We start from the raw sequence: 19,377 nt of genomic DNA on the forward strand, positions 1-19,377 counted from the left end.
ATTAAATATACGCGACTACTCCTTAGGTCGTCTACCTGGAGACCCAGATGCCCACAACCATCACGTTTTTCCCCGTAGACAACGGGGATATGGCCCTTATCAAGTTCGGCGATATCGACGTAACCACCCTCCTGATTGACGTAAACATCAGGCAGGATGCCGACGACCCTGATGGGGAGGCGCGCGATGTCGCCAAGGATCTGCGCGACCGTTTGAAGAGGGATGAAAACGGTAGGCCTTATGTCGATGCGTTCTTGCTGAGCCACCCAGACCAAGACCACTGTCGAGGACTGACTCGGCACTTCCACCTGGGGCCGCTGGACACGTACCCAGATGACAAGAAGGACGACAAGGACAAAAAGATCGTGATCCGCGAGATGTGGTCGTCCCCGATCGTGTTTCGACGCGCCAGCAAGACGCACACATTGAGCGGCGACGCCAAGGCATTCAACACGGAGGCGCGTCGGCGGGTACAGCTGAACCGCGACAAGAATTTTGCCGTCGGGAACGGTGACCGTATCCAGATCATGGGCGAGGACATCGACGGAAAGACTGATGATCTCACTCCGATTGTGCGGAGGGTGGACACGCGCTTCTCGACGATCAATGGCAAGAGTTCCGCATTCTTCTCCGCGTTTCTTCTGGCACCCCTGGATGCCCAGGACGACGAAGAAGAGGAAGAGTGCCTGGTCAAGAACCAGTCGAGCGTGATCCTGAACATCACATTGGCTGCTGATGCGCAGACGCCAGATGGTGCGAAATTCCTTACTGGCGGCGATGCTGAGGTATTCATCTGGAACCGCCAGTGGCAGCGCCACAAGACCGAAACCGATGTGCTTGAGTACGACATCATGCAGGCACCGCATCACTGTTCCTGGCATTCGCTGTCCTATGACAGCTGGTCCGACTACGGCGAGAAGGCCAAACTCGACGCCGACGCTCGTAAGGCGCTTTCGCAGACGCGTGACGGTGCTGTCATCGTCGCCAGCTGTAAGCCGATTGCAGACGACGCCAGTGATCCGCCCTGCATCCGTGCAAAGCGTGAGTACGTCGCAATCGTGGGTGAAGCAAAAGGCGAGTTTTACTGCACGGGCGAATACCCGAGCGAAAAATCTGTTGAGCCTCTCGTGTTTACCGTCACTACTCAGGGTGTGCAGCCTCCCTCGAAGAAAGAAGCTGGATCGAAGGCTGCAGCCGTGATCACCTCTGCGCGTACCCCCATGCCGCACGGCGCATCGTGATGGACAGGATTGCGGATGCACTGCATCAGCTTCAGCGGCATCGAGGTCTGGTCCGTGTTGGGGAGCCAAGGGTAAGCGGTGAAATAACGCAGATCGAAGTCGATGTTGCTGTTGAGCTACCGAGCCGGTCTCGGCGCCATGGCGTGTCCGAGACCGGCGTACGTTCGGTCGAGACATGCATTCTGGTGTTCGACAATGATTGGCCTCTATCTGCGCCCAAGCCTTTCTTGCGTACGGACTTTCCGCTCAATTTGCCGCACATCAATCCCCATCGCGAAGGCGAGTTGGTCTCACCTTGCCTGTTCGAGGGGGCATTGGACGAGCTGCTGCATCGGTTTGGTCTGGACGCGATTATCGATCAATTAATCGATTGGCTGCACAAGGCTGCAGCCGGGGCGTTGCTGGATCTTGAGCAGGGGTGGGAGCCGACGCGCCGAGACAGCTGTCCTTCGACTATTGTATTCAGCGCCGAGAAGGTCGCGTCAGCTGCTCCCGCTGACGGCTCGATTTTGATAGTTCCCGTAAGCTATGTGACGATTGATGATGGGCTATACGCCATTATCAACGCCGAGCTGGTCCCCCAAGTTGATCCTGTGTTCTACCAGGACGCTCACAACGACAAGCTGGGCAAATGGGGAAACGGTCAAACCGCGGCCTTCATCGCACGCGCACCAATGACCGACGGCCTCCCGCATGTGATCGGACGTTATCAACCGGAGACGGTTATCGATCTCGCGACGTTGCTTGATCGCGCTGCGGAGCTCGGCATTGATCGCAACGCTCTGGCCAGCGGTCTGGATGGTTTTTACGGACGCTCGATCCTAGATGTGCAGCAGGACTCTCGCGGCTGGATACATGGTTTGTACGCGGTTGTGATTTTGACTGTGCAAAGGCCTGCATCGCTTGTGGGTTCACCAGGGCGAAGTGTGGAGGTACTGCCCTATGTGGTGCGCTATGAGCTCAACGCTCAATCGCTACTCGAGCGAAACGCCACGGTTCACCCCGCCTTTCATGCGCATGCATTGTCTCCCGAGCTGCTGGCAAGGACGTCTGGCATTCCAGTGGCGACCACATCACAGCCGCTGGTCATACTCGGCTGCGGAAGTGTAGGGTCGAAAATCGCGATGCATCTGGGGCGAGCAGGTTTCGGTTCAATGGCTTTCGTCGACAACGAATCCATGTCGCCTCACAACGCAGCCCGGCATGCACTCATTGAGAGGGCATCAGTGTTGGTCCCTCCTCAGAAGGCGGCGCTGATGAAGACGGCTTTTGAGGAGTTGTCGCATCTTCAATCGCGCGCGTTCGACGCCGACGCAGTGTCCCTCTTGGTCGATCCGGTACAGTTCGCCACAACCGTTCCGCAGGATGCAGCGCTCATCGTGGACGCAACAGCTTCACTTAAGGTGCTAGCCGCAGAAACACAGTCGACAGCGCTGGATCAATCACCTGCCCGGCTGGTACGGATCGCGATGTACGGTCAGGGCCGCTGTGTTGCAGTTTTGCTCGAAGGACTTGGCCGCGACGGTCGGGTTGATGACCTCACGGCATTCCTGTTCGAGTGCTGCCGATTTGTGCCGGAACTGCGTGCGTCGATTGCCGGTGATACTTCTGAGCCGACGCGTATCTTTGTGGGTGACAACTGCCGCTCACTGACCATGCCAATGTCTGATGCCGTCGTTTCGCGGTCTGCTTCACTGGCTGGGCTGCAACTGGAACGTTGGCTCATTGACGGGCTTCCGAAGGAAGCGACTCTTTGCGCTGGGATCTCGGATGCCGAAGGCTTCGGCATAGCATGGACTCGCACCAGCCTTGGTCCGACCACTGTGCTCGATGTAGCGGACGATGGTGGCTGGAACATTCGGATTCTGCACCCGGTCGCGCAAGCGATCCATGCTGATGCGCTGCGCTGGGGGGCGTTGGAAACAGGCGGTGCCTTGGTCGGCCGCATCTCGTTTGAAAATCGAACCATCATCATTGCGGGGCTTGTTGACGCACCGCCAGACAGCGTTCGAGAGGCCGCACGCTTCGTCTTGGGCACCGATGGGCTTGTTCAAAATTTGCGTACTGCGAATTCGACCTCTTTGGGATATCTCGCCTTTATCGGCACTTGGCACAGCCATCCGAAAGGCGGCGCTCATTCGGGTATAGACCGACATACGTTGCGCGGCATCGCCGAGGATGCTGGTGGCCTTCCTGCTGTGTCGTTGGTATGGACTCCGACAGGAATCACATGTGCGGTGGATCGCTGGTAGGTGGAAAACCACCGGCACTTCGTTGGTATTAGGCAAGAGGGATGTATGGCTGACTACTTTGAGATCGATTTTCTTGGCGTCGAAACAGCGAAGAGCGGGGATGCGATCACGCTGCGCTACTCGGTAAATGGCACCGAAGGTATACATGTGGTTGACGGTGGTTATCTGGATACCGGGGATCAGATCGTTGAGCACCTGAAAACCTACTACGGCACAACAGTTATCGATCACGTGATCCTCACGCATCCGGATCGCGATCACGCCAATGGGCTTCGAAAAGTCTTGGAACAATGCTCGGTCAGGAATCTCTGGATCAATAGGCCGTGGATATATGCAGAGCAATTGATAGATCGCTTCGAGACCTATGAGTCGGTGGAAGCGCTGAGGCGGAAATTACGTTCTGTCTACGATGCCACTGCAGCTCTTGAGGACATTGCGGTTGAGAAGGGAATCCCCATTCATGCCCCGCTTCAGGGGCAGAGCATCGGCCCCTTCACGGTGATGGCACCGACGCTAGGTCGCTACATGGACTTAATCGTGGATTCCACGAAGACACCTGAAGCTGTTGAAGAAGGTGCCATGGATAGTGCTCTGAGCAGCATTTTTCGGGCAGTTAAGGCTGCGACCGCATACATCAAATCCTTGTGGGGCGACGAGTATTTTCCGTCTGCGCCAACTAGTCGTGAAAATGAAATGAGTGTAGTGCAGTCGGCTGTCCTGAATGGCCATCGCGTCATGCTTACTGGCGATGCCGGGCGTGAAGCGCTACAAGAGGTGATTGACTACGCACCTTTTGCGGGACTTACGTTGCCCGGCATTCGGTATTTCCAGGTGCCGCATCATGGCGGGCGACACAATGTTTCGACTGAGATTCTGGATCAGTTGGTTGGCCAAAGGTTGGACAGCATGCCAGACAAACATACCTGGAATGCCATATGCAGCTCTGCCAAGGCGGATGAGGATCATCCACGGAAGTCGGTGATTCGCGCTGTACTGCACCGGGGTGGGCATTGGGCAGCAACCGAAAGCCAGAACATACGCATCGGGGCAGGCATTACCCGTGATGGATGGGTATCAATTCCCCAAGCAGCGTATCCCGAAGAGCAAGAAAGTTGAGTCTAGTAGAGGGGCGGCCATGCTTTTCAGACTCCAGAGCATGGGCGGTCTATGTCCCATTTATCTGTAGTAGGCCTGAGGCTCAATGAAACCACGGTCATTCATTCGCGCCCTTGGTGACTGCTGGGACATCGTAAGTACCATCTGGTCTCGCTACGAAACCCGCACCCTGACCGAGCGCGAACTGCTGCATATCGTACGGCCGTTCATTATCGGCACCGACCAGCCTGAGCAGGTGGCAGTCAAGCGCATGGTCGATATCGGCATCCTTTCGGAGTTCTCCCGCGGTGGGCGGGGCTATTCGCTGAACCTGCAGATCGTACCCTTTGTGCAGTTTTTGCTCGATGAGCAGAGTCTGGGCTTGATCGAGGAGATCAGTGCTAACGCCAACAGGCTCGAGGGGCACCTTGAAGAGCTGGCTGCGGCCCTGCTCAGCGGTCGGCGCACGGGCTTTTTTGCCAAGTCCCAGGAGATGCAGTCGCGCTTTCAGACGTTGCGACGCATGGTTGAATCTAATAGACGTGCTATCTACGCGCTGGTGGACAAGGCCAAGCGCTCGGATCAGAGCCAGCCGCTGGCCGAGCGCTATGAGCAGGTGATCAAGGCCTGGGACGAGTACGTGACACCGGCGCTGCAGATGAAGAGCATGGGTGGGCCGTTCGATCTTTCGCTCATGCGCATCAAACGCACCCTGCAGGAGTGGCAGCAGGACCCGGCGCTGCACCTGCTGAGCATGGATGATGCCCGCTACGAAATAGACAGCATCCTGTTTCGCATGCTCGATTTTCGCGAGAGCCTCAATCATTCGATCGAGAACATGGCGAGCCATCTGGCGCCGCTTGTGCGCCAGGCGCAGATCAATGCGCGCATCGCCCAGGGAGCGGCGCTGGGACTTCAGGACCTTGTCCACCACAGCAGCCAATTGGCGCGCAGTGACACTCTGGCCCTGCCGCCGCGCAAGCGACGCGTCCACAAGCCTGACCAGGATTCGCTGCAGGCCTGGTGGGCGCAGCTCAAGGAGCTGCAGTCGATTGCCCCCGACGCGATCCTCGTGCGCGCCCCCTCGGCCGTGGCGCTCGAGGCCCGCGAGCGCCGGGAGATATCCCCGCAGATGCTCAGCTGGCTGAAGCAGCAGCAGCCTGTCGAGGATGTTGTCGCAAAGCTGATGGCTCAGTACCCCAAGGCCCGGCCCGACTCGGTGCTGCGCGTGCTGACCCGGCTGACGATGGAAGATAAGACTGCCCCTTTCATCCAGCGCCACGACGACATGCAGCACTACCGATTCGAGGAGCTCGAAATCCGCATGAACCGGCGCTCATACAATGCCGAACCGGCCCCGCGGCGACCGGCCCCGATCGCCTTCTACAGACATTACGAACCCTTGCCTACCCGGGAGCCCGCCGATGGATGATCTGCCTCAGACCGAATCTGCCGAGGGTCTCGAGCTGTCGCTCGAAGATCGCGTGCGCGATGCCAGACACTATGCCCAGCGCCTCGATCGCGAGCTCAGCCTGTTCCCCCGGGTTGTCGAAGCGCTCGAGGCGGGGCGCTTTATCAGTAGCACTGACCGGATCAAGGAATATCGCGAGCTGTCGCGCTTTCAGGACACCTACGAGGTGTTGTTGCGCATGATGGGGCATGAGCTGCGACATCACACCACAGGGTTCTACTACCTGCAGCCGCGCGAGATGAGCCAGGCCCAGCTGCCCCAGCGCGAGCGCATGGCAGCAGCGGCGATCTTCTCCTTGATCGAACACTTGTGCGACAAGGGCCTTCCGATCGAATCGATGATCACCCATGAAGAACCGATCATCCTTGACGACCTGGGAGCGATGTTTAACCAGTACCACGACCGGCTCACCCGTCTTGGACTGGGCAGTGTGGAGTCGTTCATCGACAACGGTATTCGCCGGCTGGTCGACGTCGGGGTGATGAATGAACGCCGTCTCTCCCAAGACAAGGTCGCCTACACCCTGGGCCTGCCGGCCTACTTCTACCTCGACATCTGCCGGCGCCTGGCTGACCAGCATCAGCAACAGCTCGAGGCCAAAGAGCGTGGGGAAGACTATTCCTACAGCGACCGCTCAGTGGACGAGCTGGCAGACGACTTTCTGAATACCCAACCCGACGAAGACGACGAGACCCCGGAGTAACGATGCGCAGTAAAGCACTCAAGACCCGCTGGGGCGTGCGCCATTACGCCATGGTCAACTCCGGCAACCACATCATGTCGGTCTTCCCCATGGACGGGCCACTGAGCATCTGCGGGCACAACAACTTGGGTAAGACCCAGGCGCTGCAAAGCATGCAGTTTCTCTTCTTCACCCACCTAGCACACATGCACTTCGGCGCCCACCAGGCCAACACCAGCCGCGCGTTCTTCTTTCCCAGCGACCACAGCTACCTACTGATGGAGGTGCTGACCCCCGACGGCGTGTTCATCGTCGGTGCTCACGGCAAGGGACCTACCGCCGGCAACGAATATGAACTGTTCGTGGCTAAAGGTGAGCTGGACATGGGTGACTTCGTCGACCCGATCAACCGCATACGCCCCTACAAGGAGCTGTTTCGCCACTGGTACGAACAGGGTATCGAGGTGCGCAACCTGACCCGCGAACAGATGCGCCAAATGCTCTACGGAGAGAGCGGGCGGGTCAAAGGCGGCGACTGGGACGTGACCATGGTGCCGCTGGCCAACGCCAACGAAAGGCGCTACCAGGTGTTCCGCCAGATCTATCGCAACCTGCTCACTCAGCCGCTGCTCAAGAGCCGCGAGATCAAGGAACTCATCCTCAACGTCTTCAGTGAAAAACTGAGCAATGCCAATTTGAACTTCCTAGAGGTCCGCGAGCGCGCCTTCCAGCGCTTTCGTCTTGCCGAGCGGGAAGTCGAGCGCCTGGGGTACCGTCGCGAGGACATCCTGGCCCTAGGCAAGGAATACGACGAATACACCGGACTTTCGCAAGAAGGCGGCTGGCTGGTGCGCGAGCTGCGGGTAAACCTGACCCTGGCGGTGGAGCGGACACCGCTATGCATCGAGCAGCTCAACGCGCTGCACAAGGGAGAAATCGAAAAGCGCGCCAAGCTCAACGAACAGCTAAATAGCCGCATGCAAGAGCGCGACAGGACGGTCGAGCAGCGCATCACCTTGGCCGGCAGGCTGACCCGCCTCGACGAGTTGCGCGAGCGCAATGCGATGACCTGCCGCGAGGCGGTCGAGAAGTCGATTCGAACACTGACAGCCCAGCACGCCACGCTCAGCGATCAGTTGCGCCAGGCTGACATCTACGATGTGGCAACCGTCAGCAGCAGGCTGCGCCACACTGAACATGAAATTCGCAAGCTCAACAAGCGGCTGGAGCAGATCCGCAATGGCGACGGACTGTTGGATACCCAGGGCTTTGTCGATGCGGAAAAGGCCGAGCTGTCGCGGCTGCTTCGCAGCGACATGTTCAGCCTTGAGGCTACAGCGCTGACCGAAATCCGCCCGGGCAGTTTCAACCATTGGGTACGCACCCAACTCATGTCGAAGGAGGGGCTGCTCAATTTACAGGGTTTCGAGCTCGACCTGACTGATCTGCCTCCAATGGATTTTCATAGCGATGACCCGGCGCAGCTGCAACAGTCGATCGCCATGTATCAAGAGGACCTGGCCAAGCTTCAGGGGCAACTCGAGGTTGCCCAGAACCAGGCGCTCAAGCGTACCGAATTGGATTCGCTGGCAAAGCAGCTGAGCAACCAGCAGGGTTACCTGCAGGAGCTGACCGAGCTCGAGGTCTTGGAAGCCACCGAGACCGCTGATCGTCAGGTGCTCGAGGGTGTGATGATGTGCCTCGCTCAGATCGACGAGTGGCTGCAAGGGCACCAGGAGCGGATCGAGGGTGCCACCCGGACCATCAACGTTATCGAGCAGAAGCTCAACGATGCCCTCGAGCAGGCCCGCCAGCTCAAGGACGTGCAGCAACACCGCCAGATCCAGAACAGTCCCTTTATTCCTGCTGACGGGCCGGCCGAGGCCTTCGAACGCGATCTTACCGGGTACAACTTCGGTGACACGCTGAACCGGCTGGAGTGGATCAGCAACGCGCTCGACCGCATAGCCCTGACCATGAAGAACTACCAGCACTCGATCGTTGGCGACCTACCTGATCTTGCCCGACACGAGAGTCTGAGCGATCTGGTGCAGCACGCACGCGAGCGGTTGGAAACGCTGCCGCAAATGCGTGAGATGCTCAAGCGCTACCATCAGGAGGGCATTGCCCAGCTCTCGGGGGCTCTGCGCGATCTTTCTGAGAACTACGTGACGCTGGAACACGAGATTTCGCTATTCAACCGCCGGATCAATGCGCGCAAAGTCTCGAACCTTCGTGGCTTCAGGTTAGATCTGAAGAGGAACGAACCGATACTCGACGCCATCAATACCCTGTCCTCACACATCGCCCAGGCTGACGAAAACGAGACCGACCTGTTCGGCCAGCAAGGCGGGGGCGCATCCCAGACCGAGCTGGTGCGCGCCATGGATCGGCTATCTCGTCTGGTTGAAGATGGTCGTGACGGTACCCTTGAACTCGGCGACCTATTCGACATCGGATTCACTGTGGAAGAGGTCAACGGCAAGGTCATCGTCTGCAACACACTCGACGAGCTGGCCTCTAATGGCTCGACCATGACGCTCAAGCCACTTTTGTACTTCTCGCTGATCCGTCACCTGACCGACCGCGGTGCCCGGGTCGAACCTTTCCTGCCGTTCTACCTGGACGAGATTGCTTCGGTTGACCCGAGCAACCAGCGCACTATCTTGGCATTCAGCGAGAACCTTGGTTTCACCCCTGTTTTTGCATCCGTCGACCCGACTACCACGGTGCGCTACTGCATCAATATCAGTGAGTGCATCAACACCGACAACCGAATCTACGTGACCCAGGCGGACTGGCAGCACTTCGACCATCCCGAAGACGACAAGCCGGTGCAGGCTCCGCAGCAAAGCGAGAGGGACGAGAAGTACGAGGTAGACGTCGGGCAGTTCGGTGATAGCCTGCAGGTGGAGACCGCGAAGGCTGACACGGTAGCGCAGCCATGAATCGGTTGAGAGAGCTGGAAATACTCGAGCGGTTGCGCAAAGGACCTGTCCCTGTGCGCAGTTGGCCGAAGGCACTCGAAGCGGTGCTCGATCAGCTCAGAGTCTCCGGCATCGTCACGGTGGGCCGTGTGCCCGGGCGCGTGTCGCCGCATGTGATCGTGCAGCACTCGGATTCGCTAGGACAGCGCATCGCCCGGCTGCAGCCGCCAACGGATCTGGACAGCTGTTCGGTGCGCGGCTTGAACATCATCAACGCCGGCTCGAGCAAGCGCGGGGGGCGACTGCCCTCGCTCATGATCAGCTGCAGCGCTGGCGAGGCTGTTACTTGGGTGGATGCGCAGGGCAATGCCCTGCAATGGGAATCGCCTTCCCCTGCGTTTCTGAAGCTGCTATGGCACGACGAGCGCAGGCCCGAGGCGACACCTAGACCGACCGGCCATGTGGTGTTAGTGGAAAACCGCGACACCTTATTGCATCTGCCGGCACGCCTGCCGGCAGCATTGAGCGGCGCGCTGGTGGCCTATTACGAAGGCTGGCTGTCCGATCGGCTGCTGGCGCTGTTGGTTTGCTGGGAGGGCGCGAAGATCTGGCTGCTGCCTGACCTTGACCCGGTTGGCCTGGCCAATGCCCGGCGCATAGCCGAAGCCTTGCCCGACGCGGGTATGCTGGTACCGCTTCTGAGTCCCGAAATAGTCGATCAGTATGGAGACGAAACCATCTGGCGAGAGAACTTTGCCCTGGTCCCGGCGCTGCTCCCTTGGCTAGAGCGGCAGGATCCACCTCTGCGGGACCTGTTCGCCCTGCTCAAATGCAAGGGCAGAGGTGTTGAGCAGGAGTATTGTCTGGCAGTGCCCTCGACCGTACTGGAACCCGTCGAGCTAAGAAGAGGCCGATCGCCCGACTGACTCAATTGCAGTGGCTTATCCGGTTAGTCCGGTGCGATTCAGTAAGCGGTTTCAGCGGCTCCGAGGAGAGCCGCTGAAGTTTTATTTAATTTTCTTCGAGGTTATTTGCATAGAGATCACCCATTGCCTCGTACTTGTCTTTGATGACATCAATGGGTGGATTTTTCGCCACAAGGTGCTTCTTGTTGAACAAAGCCGGAAAAAACTCTCTGGCTAACTTTGGTGGCACTATTGCAGTCGAAAACCACAAATGCAGCCATGCTATTAACTCTCTTTCTGTTTCGATAGCAAAAACGGGAGAGGGCTGAAATTTGCGAAGTTTTCGTGCTTGCTCCCTGCCGTCAATAGGGCGAGGCACGCGAACCTCATTGCCTTCCTTATCCCAGCCTATCCAGTAACTGTAATGACCAACTCCGCCACCAGGCAGGACAGTTAGTTGCACGTAAGCTTTGTTGCGGAGCGGCAAGCGCACTTGGCAAACCCGCTGCATCAAGCGCATTGTGCTTTTTTGAAGGCGGTCTTTTGCGGGCTCGTTCTTCAAAGTGTCGAGCAAATGGTTCCAGTTTTGGTAGCCCAAGTGCTTTGCTTTGAGCTCCAACTGCTGGCAGTAGGAGAGGTCGTCGGGCACGCTGTCCAGCTTCATGGCTCGAACCGCGTTAGTTACACATTCGAAATCGAACATCACAAATTTCCTCGACAAAATGCAGCCATTAAAGCTTTCGCTTTGCTGAGCATGCTGCTTGCCGGGCGGGCCACAAGGGAAAGATATGGGCTTCGATTTGAGCTGGTTTTCCTCGGGGCAGCAAGGCGGAGACCAGAACCGTTTTTGATCCTAGCAGTGGCCCTATAACGGATCAATATCTTCGTGCTGTCTGTACTTCAGATAGACCGTGCCAATTGGACGAGTGTTCGTCTTTCACCGATGAACTTTATTCCCTTCATTCTGTTTGACTTGAAGTTGCGAGTTCGTGTGTTCGCTATTCGCTAGTGTGTCCCGGCGTTCCGCCGTCGGGCTCGCGGGCTGCGCCCCGCGTCTCGTGCCGAGTCGCGGCCATTCGGCTTTGATCCCTGACACCTCCGGCCCTTCTGGGCCTGCGCGCTCCGCTTGCCGATCCGTGGCATGGGTGGGGTGGGGGCTGTCTTGCTGTTCCCTTCACCGTATCACGGCGTTCTCGCCGTCAAGGGCTGCACGCGCGTTGCGCGCTGGCGTCCTGTGGCCGTCGTGGACCCCTGACAGCTTGCGCTGCGCCGTGCTGGCACCGGTTCCGGGCAATTCCGCCCGAGCAACCGGAGCACGACCATGTCGCAACTTTCCTTTTCCTCGCTCGATTCCATTCTGCTGGTGCGTGACGCGCAGGGGCGCTACCTGCCCGCGTCTGTGGACCAGATCCTGAGTGTGGCGCGCCAGGCGATCGACCAAAAATACCAGCGCGGGGCGCTGTTCACCGCGCCGGAGCTGGTCAAGGACTACCTGCGCACCAAGCTGGCCGGTTTCGAGCACGAGGTGTTCGCGGCGCTGTTCCTCGACAGTCAGCATCGGTTGCTTGAATACGTGGAGTTGTTCCGTGGCACCATCGACCAGGCGTCGGTGTATCCGCGCGAAGTGGTGAAGGAGGCACTGCGCGTCAACGCAGCTGCGGTGATCTTCTCGCACAACCATCCGAGCGGAAATCCAGAGCCAAGTCAGGCGGACAAGCTGCTGACCCAGCGCCTCAAGGAGGCCCTGGCGCTGGTGGAGGTGCGCGCGCTGGATCACATCATCGTGGGCGGCGAGGCCACTGTTTCATTTGCAGAGCAGGGATTGCTCTAGGTGCAGGGGGCTTCGGCCCCCTTTTTGCTGTACCGCCGAATGCGGCCAGAACAGCATCACATGTCGCCATTGCGCTCGCGCTGGCGAAGCCGTTTCACATACGCGCTGTCCGCCAGCTCGTTCGGCCCCAGATCCAACGCGCACTTCACCAATGAGGTCAACGTACCATCGGTGAGCCGGAAGCCTTCGGGAAGCTGTCCATGGTGGTGCACGCTGTTCTCCTCGATGGCGGCGAACAGTGCCTTGAAGACGTCGGCCCGAGAGGGGCGCGTCGCGGCCGTCGCAGCAAGGGGCAGCGGATCTGTGGCCTCCAGAGTGGCGCTTTCTGCGTCCGCAGCTATGGCGCGGACAAGCTGATCCAGCGAGGGCCAGTATTTCAGGTCGAACTGGCCGCAGAGGGTGTCCAGGCGTTCTTTTACATAGGCATTGAACAGTGAGTGGTTCCCGGCTGCCGTCTCGATCACATCGCAGACGTGATAGTGGGTATGGCTGCTGAAACCGGCGGTTTCATGCAGTCGGGAGCGCTGTTCCAGTACGACATCGGTGTGGCCTGGAAGAAAGTCAGCCAGGCCGAGCGGCCCTACCTGTCAGTGACCCTCGACGACCCTTCGTTCCCGGCGACGATCTACGTCCGGCTGATCGAAGAGGAGGACGGTACGCACAACCTGATCTGGTCGCGCAGCAAGTCGGCGGCCTGACGGCCACCTCAGTGCCCCGCCGATTGTGGGGGGGTACTACCACGACATTTTGCCGACGTAACGCTTGAAACTCTCGATGGAGAGTTCCAAGAAGCGGCGACTGTTCTGTGCAAAGCCTGCGCGCAGCAAAGCTGTGGTGGCCGCTTCTGATTGAAATTCCAGAATCAGCGAATTGGTTGATGACTCATGCCACCCAACGCGCCCTACAGGCATGCGGGCGAACAGGCCGTGAGGTGTATTGGTCAGAGCTTGCTCCAAACTCGCTTCGCTGTTTTCCTCCAGATATGCAATAGCAGCAAGCATTTCAAACCGTTCAAACACAAGCTCAAATTCTGCCGATACACCTGCAAAGCTAGACCGCCAGTTCGTCATCACTTCGAGCAGATGATCGCTGAGGGGAGTCCTGCGGCGGTCGAGGCCTTCCAGCTCTTTCCATACCTCATTCCTTGCCCCTTTCCACTCATCTAGAAACAGTGTGGATACCACTCTTTTGGGTGCGTGGTGCTCCCGGGGCCAGGGCGCAACCAGAAGCTCGTGAAGTGTCTGCCATCGTTGCGAGCGCGTTAGGCCGACTCCGTAGGCAGTGAATATCAAGACGGCCGGGTAGGATCGCAGACCGAGCCATACCACCAGGCCGTTTCCGACTTTCTCGGCCTGCAGATACAACCCCCTGATGATGTCAAGGATCGTGGTCAATTCAGAACCATCCCCCCATCTGCCAAGCACACCAGCCATACGCGTCAAGGGTTCTGTCAGGGCCTCGTATCGTCGTACCCGTGATCGGAACTCTTCCTGGCTCCACTGGCCCTGCGGCGTGAACTGGTTTGCATCGAGCTGCGCCATCAGTCGCTCTGTTTCCTGTGAAAGCAGCTCGTCCAGTTGAATGCGATATTCCGGCTTCGCTAGGTAGCGCTTCGTACTATTGACCAATAATTCGATGCTAAGTGGATTCTGGCGCTGGTTCTGCTCAAGCGTTTCGACTCGCTGTTGCAGTGTTTGAAAGAACTCGTCCGCACCTGAGATCGGTATCGTCTTGGCGCTTCGATGGGTGGCCAACTCGCAGGCCCCCGTGCCCAACGCCCCCCGAGCTGCCCAGTACACGGGATAGCGCCTGTTCGGTGCGCGAAGGAATGCAGCCCGCAGTGCATGATCCCATTCACCAGACCAGCCGCAGGTAATCAGACCATGCTCATCAAAGATGCGGTCCAGCAGCTTGTCGTAGCTTTCCGGGTAAGCGCTCAGTTCCTGATCGGTGTTCAGGATGCGGGCATCCTTGTAGTCGCCATGCAGTTTGAGCAGATAGCATCGGCTGTGCGTCAGTGGCTCTGCACCAGCCAGAACATCGGCGGAGGACACCACAGTAGGCTCAACCCCTTGCTCCCGAAGGGCGTTTTCCATGAGCCGGTCAAAGTTGGTCGTGACGATTACGCGGACGTGACCGGAACGAACCAACTGAGCTATCGCGTGATGTGCCTTGGTCGGGACTTTTCGGCCCTCTTCGCGGTCCTGCTCGTCTGGCTCGATATATCGGTGCAGTATCGCCCTCCGCTCGTCGGGGGAACTCGCGATCTCTTCCAGCAGGGCAGAATAGTTCGGTTCTTGGCCCGTCTTCTCACGGTACCACGTTGCCCAATCGGACTGATTCTCAATGCCCTGGGCGGTCGCTACGCGGCGCACCAGATCCAACGTTATTTCCCAGCCTGTCGGAATTTCTGCAGAACGCGACAGGCCCGATCCTAGAAGAACAGCGAAAACTCCCTTGTTCTCGTAGACGGAAAATGCAAGTTGGGTGGTGGGGTCATTTTGAAGAAGTGTCATTGGTCGTCAGTCCTTTGCCAGCAGTTCAAGCTCATCCCTAACTGCCGAGAGTAGCTGTTCCGCCTTCTTACGATCGTTTCCAGAATATGCCAGTGCCAGAAGCGTCATCGGATGGATTTCCATCACCTCGCACAGCTCGGTCAGCTTGTTCAGCGTCGGGCTTTTCAGATCGCGCTCCAGCGAACTCATGTAGGTGCGGCTGGACACGTCGGAGAAGGCTTCCTGGCTCAAGCCACGCGCCTTCCTTACTGTCCGCAATGCCGTTGCCAACGAGGGTTTCGCTGTCATCCACTGGCTCCCATAAAAGCCAAGATGACAGCCGATTGCGCCCTATAGGGCTACAATCTATAGTGTTCATTCCGATGCGTGCGGTGCCGCTTCCGTGCTTTTACGGAAACCCGTATCGGCTGATCTCATCAGAACCGCAGAGGCGCCTCCGTGTCTTTCCTGACCTGCACAATGCCGATTTCACGCCTTGGTGCTTTTGCAGATTCGCCGGCATGCGCATCCGTGCCTTTGAATGAATGCACGAATCCGCATCGGCGGATTGGCGAATTCGTGCGAAAGCACCTCTACGCATCCACGCCCGCAAGCGGTGCGAGGGTGCATTCATGACCCTGTCGCTCATCACCGAGACGGAGCGCGAGCAGTTGTTGGCGAACGGCCGCGACCGGGCGGTGGACCAGGCCGTCGACCCGTTGCCGGTGGTGCGCCTGTTCACGCCAGACGCGCATGCGACCTGGCTTCTGGCTTCGCTCGATCCGGCCGACGAGGACACGGTCTATGGCCTGTGCGACGTGGGCATCGGCATGCCCGCGTTGGGCACAGTGAAGCTCTCCGAGCTGGAGTCCATCGTCGGGCCGCACAAGTGTCCGGTCATGCGCGACCTGTACTTCCGGGCAACACGCACGTTGTCTGAATACACGCGGTTGGCGCACCTCAACGGCTCGATCATGGACTGACCGATCCGGTCTATCCCGCCCAGGTTGTCCAGGCGCGCACTGTGATTGACTCGGTCTGATTCCAGACTGAGAGCGTCTCAATCGACATTCTTGCCGTCGGGTACTGTCAACCTTACCCAATGGGTCATGATGGCCAACGCTCAAGACTGCAGGCTGTGCCTAGCGCCGTACCAATGATGGGCGGCGGCACTGTCGCATTCGGACGATCCGCGTAACGCTTCGGAGTCAATCGGTCTTGATGCAACATGATGCTGTGTCGAGGAGGCCCTGACTTCGCGTTGCGAGCCCGTGGCGACGGATCCTATGCAAAGAGAGGTTGCCTCATGGCTGATCGCGATGCCGAGCAGTGGTATCCCACCGCCGCTTATCTCTACGTCCTGCACCTGGATAACCTCGCCCTGGCCTGGGAGTACCTGCGCCGTAACCCCGAGTACCGCCGCGACTGGCGGGATCGCCAGCGCCGGCCCGAGGCAGCGCAACGGTGGGGGCTGCGACTGCTGGAAGACCCGCGCCTGGACTCGCGTGACGCGCATCCGGTCTGGTTTCCCGACCACCCGGAACTGATCCACCTGTATCCCGATGTCGATCCGATGCCTGACTCCGTGGCATTCGACTTCTGGCGCATCCCTGGCAGCAAATGCCTGGTCCATGATGGCCGGCGTCTTCTGCTGACGACACGCTGGCCGGGCTGCTGCCTGCGCCTGGACGTTGCGCCCGGCCTGGAGCAGGGCATGGCCTATGTGCACGCCGTCCGGGCCTGTTCCAGGACTTGCGGACGCTTCCGCTCCATCGCAACCGAGCTGGACAAGCTGGCTGTCGCCGCCGATGTCGGGCCACTCGCGGCGGTCCGCTGCCGCCCTAGTCCGGCTGCACTGCTGGAGCTACATTCCCTCCAAGCGCTCGACGCCACCCTGGCTGGAGCGTCCTTGCGCGAAGTGGCTGCGGGGCTGTTCGGCCCGCCGGCGGTGATCGACGACTGGCACGCCGACAGCGGCCTGCGCTCGAAGGTGCGTCGCCTGGTGCGGCGCGGCCGGACGCTGATGCACGGCGGCTATCGCCGCCTGGCACAGCTCGATGGGCGGGGGGAGGGTCGTTCGACGGAACCCGTAAAACGGCCCTGAGTAGGCCGCCCACCATTCCTGAGACTGCCTCCATCCGGCTGCGCTGGTGTGGCCGGGCTGTCCTGAACGATGGAGGCTCACCCCATGCGACCCGCTCCCGTACGGCCTGCTACCGCCCACGCTAATTCCCTACAGCCCGCTGCCACAACTCAACCGCAGCGCTACCTGAATAACGACGAGGCTGCCTCATACCTGCGCTTGTCGCCACGCACGCTGGAGAAGCAGCGCGTGATCGGCGGCGGCCCGCGCTTTCGCAAGTTCGGCCGGCGTGTCATGTATGCCGTTGCCGATCTCGACAGCTGGGCTGACCAGCGCAGCTTCGAGGTTACATCCGATCCCGAATATGCCGAGCATCAATCGGCAGAAAGTCGTGCGCGCTGATCGGCGGTCCGGCGGGGGCCATCGCCATGTCCAGCCCCTCACCGGAGCGGCAGCAACTCGACTTGTTTCGCGCCCTGCCGGGGAGCATGGCTCCGCGCGACAGCCAGGACTTAATGGCCTACCCGTTCTTCTCACTGGCCAAGTCGCGGCGTACTACGCCGATCGACTTCCGCGCCAGCGGCGTCACCGTACGCGTGGAAGGCACACTGGAGCACGGTATTGCCACAATCTGGGATGCCGACGTGCTGATTTGGGCTGCCAGCCAGATCGTCGAGGCGCGCGATGCTGGTTTGCAGCCCTCGCGGCTGATGCGCGCCACACCCTACGAGATCCTGCGCTTCATCGGGCGCGGGGTGTCGCTGCGCGACTACCAGCGGCTGAAGGCTGCTTTGGATCGTCTGCAGTCGACCACGGTGGCTACGTCGATTCGCGAGACGAGCGGGCGGCGCCTGCATCGTTTCTCTTGGATCAACGAATGGAAGGAGCTAGCCGACGCTCGCGGCATGCCGCTGGGCATCGAGCTGATCCTACCGGACTGGTTCTACGCGGGCGTGATGGACGCCGCCCTGGTGCTGACCATCGACCCTGCGTACTTCCGGCTCACCGGAGGCATCGAGCGCTGGCTGTATCGCCTAGTGCGCAAGCATGGAGGCAAGCAACCGGAAGGTTGGCAGTTCGATTTCCGATACCTGCACCGCAAGTCGGGCAGCATGGCGCGGCCCTACGACTTCGCTTGCGATCTGCGCACCCTGGTCGCGCGGCAGTCGCTGCCCGGCTACGTGCTCGGTATCGAGCGGATACCGGAGAGCGCCACGGAACTGCTGACGTTCCGGCCTGTGTCGGTTACGGCACGGGGATAGTCTCGGTAAAACCTGTGGAAGGACCCGTGCTATCAGGCGTGCGGGGTATCGTGCTATCGGGCGTGTCTCTATCGTGCCATCAGGCGTGCGAAATCGCCTACAGACCAGAGCCAGCAAGAGCTACAGCCACCCTTAACTTCTCTAACCTAAAAGCTCTAACTTCTTGTAAAAGCGCGCCGTTTCGGTGGATAACTGCGATACGGCACGACCCTGCCGGCTTCCCAACAGGGAGGGTCGTGTCATGATCATTGCCGTGCTCAACCAGAAAGGCGGTGTCGGCAAAACCACGCTCGCCACGCACATTGCCGGCGAGCTGGCGATGCGCGGCCAGCATGTTGTCCTGCTGGACGCCGACCCGCAGGGTTCGGTTCTTGACTGGACGCAGCGGCGTGTCCAGCAGGGCTTACCACGTCTTTTCAGTGCCGTGGGCCTATCCCGAGAAACCCTGCACCAGGAAGCGCCTGAGCTGGCCCGCCGCGCCGATCACGTGGTTATCGACGGGCCACCGCGCATCGCCGGCCTGGCGCGCTCCGCGTTGTTGGCGGCCGAGCGTGTGCTGATTCCTGTGCAGCCCAGCCCTTACGACTTGTGGGCCAGCGCCGAGATGGTCGCGCTGATCCGCGAGGCGCAGGTGTTCCGGCCGCAGCTAGCGGCGGCCTTCGTCATCAATCGGCGCGTTAGCACCACCATTATCGGCCGTGAGGCGCGTGAGACTTTGACCGAGCAGCCTTTGCCGACGCTGCGTGCGGAGGTGCGCCAGCGCATCGTCTTCGCTGACAGCGTGGCTTCAGGGCGGCTTGCCCGCGAGATGGCTCCGGATAGCGCTGCCGCGCGCGAAATCTCCGCGCTGACCGATGAGTTGCTGCGGTGGACGGTATGACCCGCGAGCGCGGTAAGCGCACGACCATCGGCTTGCGTCCGCCAGCGAATCCGCACGCCGAGGCATGGGTTCGCCAGGGAGACATCGGTGGTCTGCAGAAGAGTGACCTCTTCACCGCGCGCCTGACCCTCGACATCACGCCTGCTATGCGCGCCCGCATCAAGGTTTCGGCGTTCACCCAGGGTGTGACGGTCGCAGATCTACTGCGAGCGTTGTTGGACCGCGAGTTCCCGGAGAACACGCTATGAACGTT

18 protein-coding genes and 1 pseudogene are annotated in these 19,377 nt (G+C 59.6%); 15 read left to right on the plus strand and 4 right to left on the minus strand.

Going from position 1 to position 19,377, the window contains the following annotated elements:
• Positions 1-47 precede the first annotated feature (47 nt).
• The 7 genes from CUR33_RS07290 (at position 48) to CUR33_RS07320 (ending at position 10,594) form a co-directional block, all read left to right on the plus strand.
• Positions 48-1,241, plus strand: coding sequence for a metallohydrolase (locus CUR33_RS07290; RefSeq protein WP_289239149.1), 1,194 nt, complete (start codon positions 48-50; stop codon positions 1,239-1,241).
• Positions 1,241-3,493 carry a Mov34/MPN/PAD-1 family protein gene (locus CUR33_RS07295; RefSeq protein WP_289239150.1) on the plus strand — a complete coding sequence of 751 codons (2,253 nt, stop codon included), beginning with the start codon at positions 1,241-1,243 and terminating at the stop codon, positions 3,491-3,493. The genes CUR33_RS07290 and CUR33_RS07295 overlap by 1 nt, the downstream gene beginning before the upstream one ends.
• Positions 3,494-3,538: 45 nt before the next feature.
• A complete protein-coding gene (locus CUR33_RS07300) occupies positions 3,539-4,609 on the plus strand; it encodes a competence protein ComEC (protein WP_289239151.1) in 1,071 nt (356 codons plus the stop codon).
• An 85-nt stretch (positions 4,610-4,694) separates the two neighbouring features.
• Positions 4,695-6,020, plus strand: coding sequence for a hypothetical protein (locus CUR33_RS07305; RefSeq protein ID WP_289239152.1), 1,326 nt, complete (start codon positions 4,695-4,697; stop codon positions 6,018-6,020).
• Positions 6,013-6,762 carry a chromosome partition protein MukE gene (locus CUR33_RS07310; protein WP_289239153.1) on the plus strand — a complete coding sequence of 250 codons (750 nt, stop codon included), beginning with the start codon at positions 6,013-6,015 and terminating at the stop codon, positions 6,760-6,762. Before CUR33_RS07305 ends, CUR33_RS07310 begins: the two co-directional genes overlap by 8 nt.
• Before the next feature lie 35 nt (positions 6,763-6,797).
• Complete coding sequence (locus CUR33_RS07315; RefSeq protein WP_289239154.1) at positions 6,798-9,689, plus strand: hypothetical protein; 2,892 nt, start codon at positions 6,798-6,800, stop codon at positions 9,687-9,689.
• Positions 9,690-9,742: 53 nt separating this feature from the next.
• Positions 9,743-10,594: a hypothetical protein gene (locus CUR33_RS07320; protein WP_289239155.1), complete on the plus strand. Its 852-nt coding sequence runs from the start codon at positions 9,743-9,745 to the stop codon at positions 10,592-10,594.
• 85 nt (positions 10,595-10,679) lie between these two features.
• Here the strand turns inward: CUR33_RS07320 and CUR33_RS07325 are convergent, their stop codons facing one another.
• Positions 10,680-11,276: a hypothetical protein gene (locus CUR33_RS07325; protein ID WP_289239156.1), complete on the minus strand. Its 597-nt coding sequence runs from the start codon at positions 11,274-11,276 to the stop codon at positions 10,680-10,682.
• A 618-nt stretch (positions 11,277-11,894) separates the two neighbouring features.
• Here CUR33_RS07325 and radC point away from each other — a divergent pair.
• Positions 11,895-12,404: a RadC family protein gene (gene radC, locus CUR33_RS07330; protein WP_289239157.1), complete on the plus strand. Its 510-nt coding sequence runs from the start codon at positions 11,895-11,897 to the stop codon at positions 12,402-12,404.
• A gap of 56 nt (positions 12,405-12,460) precedes the next feature.
• Here the strand turns inward: radC and CUR33_RS07335 are convergent, their stop codons facing one another.
• Complete coding sequence (locus CUR33_RS07335) at positions 12,461-12,868, minus strand: hypothetical protein (RefSeq protein WP_289239158.1); 408 nt, start codon at positions 12,866-12,868, stop codon at positions 12,461-12,463.
• 69 nt (positions 12,869-12,937) lie between these two features.
• Between CUR33_RS07335 and CUR33_RS07340 the strand changes: the two are divergent.
• Positions 12,938-13,102, plus strand: a pseudogene (locus CUR33_RS07340) (DUF736 domain-containing protein); the annotation flags it as partial.
• A 36-nt stretch (positions 13,103-13,138) separates the two neighbouring features.
• On the opposite strand, the gene CUR33_RS07345 reads toward CUR33_RS07340, so the two are convergent.
• Positions 13,139-14,920: an SIR2 family protein gene (locus CUR33_RS07345; protein ID WP_289239159.1), complete on the minus strand. Its 1,782-nt coding sequence runs from the start codon at positions 14,918-14,920 to the stop codon at positions 13,139-13,141.
• Between the two features lie 6 nt (positions 14,921-14,926).
• Positions 14,927-15,208 (minus strand): helix-turn-helix domain-containing protein, encoded by a 282-nt coding sequence (locus CUR33_RS07350; RefSeq protein WP_289239160.1) that lies wholly within the window; start codon positions 15,206-15,208, stop codon positions 14,927-14,929.
• Positions 15,209-15,531: 323 nt separating this feature from the next.
• Between CUR33_RS07350 and CUR33_RS07355 the strand changes: the two genes are divergently transcribed.
• The 6 genes from CUR33_RS07355 (at position 15,532) to CUR33_RS07380 (ending at position 19,372) form a co-directional block, all read left to right on the plus strand.
• Positions 15,532-15,882 carry a DUF2958 domain-containing protein gene (locus CUR33_RS07355; RefSeq protein ID WP_289239161.1) on the plus strand — a complete coding sequence of 117 codons (351 nt, stop codon included), beginning with the start codon at positions 15,532-15,534 and terminating at the stop codon, positions 15,880-15,882.
• Positions 15,883-16,205: 323 nt separating this feature from the next.
• Positions 16,206-17,003: a DUF2285 domain-containing protein gene (locus CUR33_RS07360; RefSeq protein WP_289239162.1), complete on the plus strand. Its 798-nt coding sequence runs from the start codon at positions 16,206-16,208 to the stop codon at positions 17,001-17,003.
• 84 nt (positions 17,004-17,087) lie between these two features.
• Positions 17,088-17,384: a helix-turn-helix transcriptional regulator gene (locus tag CUR33_RS07365; RefSeq protein WP_289239163.1), complete on the plus strand. Its 297-nt coding sequence runs from the start codon at positions 17,088-17,090 to the stop codon at positions 17,382-17,384.
• 26 nt (positions 17,385-17,410) lie between these two features.
• A complete protein-coding gene (locus tag CUR33_RS07370; protein WP_289239164.1) occupies positions 17,411-18,244 on the plus strand; it encodes a replication initiator protein A in 834 nt (277 codons plus the stop codon).
• 241 nt (positions 18,245-18,485) lie between these two features.
• Positions 18,486-19,124, plus strand: coding sequence for a ParA family partition ATPase (gene parA, locus CUR33_RS07375; RefSeq protein WP_289239165.1), 639 nt, complete (start codon positions 18,486-18,488; stop codon positions 19,122-19,124).
• Positions 19,121-19,372 carry a chromosome partitioning protein ParB gene (locus CUR33_RS07380; RefSeq protein WP_289239166.1) on the plus strand — a complete coding sequence of 84 codons (252 nt, stop codon included), beginning with the start codon at positions 19,121-19,123 and terminating at the stop codon, positions 19,370-19,372. The genes parA and CUR33_RS07380 overlap by 4 nt, the downstream gene beginning before the upstream one ends.
• The last annotated feature ends 5 nt before the right edge of the window (positions 19,373-19,377 follow it).

This window comes from Pseudomonas sp. FEMGT703P (assembly GCF_002786345.1).
Classification (GTDB): domain Bacteria; phylum Pseudomonadota; class Gammaproteobacteria; order Pseudomonadales; family Pseudomonadaceae; genus Aquipseudomonas; species Aquipseudomonas peli.

What these genes read in the sequence shown, in the direction of transcription:
- CUR33_RS07290 (WP_289239149.1), top strand. Translation starts at nt 48, where the DNA reads ATGCCCACAACCATCACGTTTTTCCCCGTAGACAACGGGGATATGGCC.
- CUR33_RS07295 (WP_289239150.1), top strand. Translation starts at nt 1,241, where the DNA reads ATGGACAGGATTGCGGATGCACTGCATCAGCTTCAGCGGCATCGAGGT.
- CUR33_RS07300 (WP_289239151.1), top strand. Translation starts at nt 3,539, where the DNA reads ATGGCTGACTACTTTGAGATCGATTTTCTTGGCGTCGAAACAGCGAAG.
- CUR33_RS07305 (WP_289239152.1), top strand. Translation starts at nt 4,695, where the DNA reads ATGAAACCACGGTCATTCATTCGCGCCCTTGGTGACTGCTGGGACATC.
- CUR33_RS07310 (WP_289239153.1), top strand. Translation starts at nt 6,013, where the DNA reads ATGGATGATCTGCCTCAGACCGAATCTGCCGAGGGTCTCGAGCTGTCG.
- CUR33_RS07325 (WP_289239156.1), bottom strand. Translation starts at nt 11,276, where the DNA reads ATGTTCGATTTCGAATGTGTAACTAACGCGGTTCGAGCCATGAAGCTG.
- radC (WP_289239157.1), top strand. Translation starts at nt 11,895, where the DNA reads ATGTCGCAACTTTCCTTTTCCTCGCTCGATTCCATTCTGCTGGTGCGT.
- CUR33_RS07345 (WP_289239159.1), bottom strand. Translation starts at nt 14,920, where the DNA reads ATGACACTTCTTCAAAATGACCCCACCACCCAACTTGCATTTTCCGTC.
- CUR33_RS07350 (WP_289239160.1), bottom strand. Translation starts at nt 15,208, where the DNA reads ATGACAGCGAAACCCTCGTTGGCAACGGCATTGCGGACAGTAAGGAAG.
- CUR33_RS07355 (WP_289239161.1), top strand. Translation starts at nt 15,532, where the DNA reads ATGACCCTGTCGCTCATCACCGAGACGGAGCGCGAGCAGTTGTTGGCG.
- CUR33_RS07360 (WP_289239162.1), top strand. Translation starts at nt 16,206, where the DNA reads ATGGCTGATCGCGATGCCGAGCAGTGGTATCCCACCGCCGCTTATCTC.
- CUR33_RS07365 (WP_289239163.1), top strand. Translation starts at nt 17,088, where the DNA reads ATGCGACCCGCTCCCGTACGGCCTGCTACCGCCCACGCTAATTCCCTA.
- CUR33_RS07370 (WP_289239164.1), top strand. Translation starts at nt 17,411, where the DNA reads ATGTCCAGCCCCTCACCGGAGCGGCAGCAACTCGACTTGTTTCGCGCC.
- parA (WP_289239165.1), top strand. Translation starts at nt 18,486, where the DNA reads ATGATCATTGCCGTGCTCAACCAGAAAGGCGGTGTCGGCAAAACCACG.
- CUR33_RS07380 (WP_289239166.1), top strand. Translation starts at nt 19,121, where the DNA reads ATGACCCGCGAGCGCGGTAAGCGCACGACCATCGGCTTGCGTCCGCCA.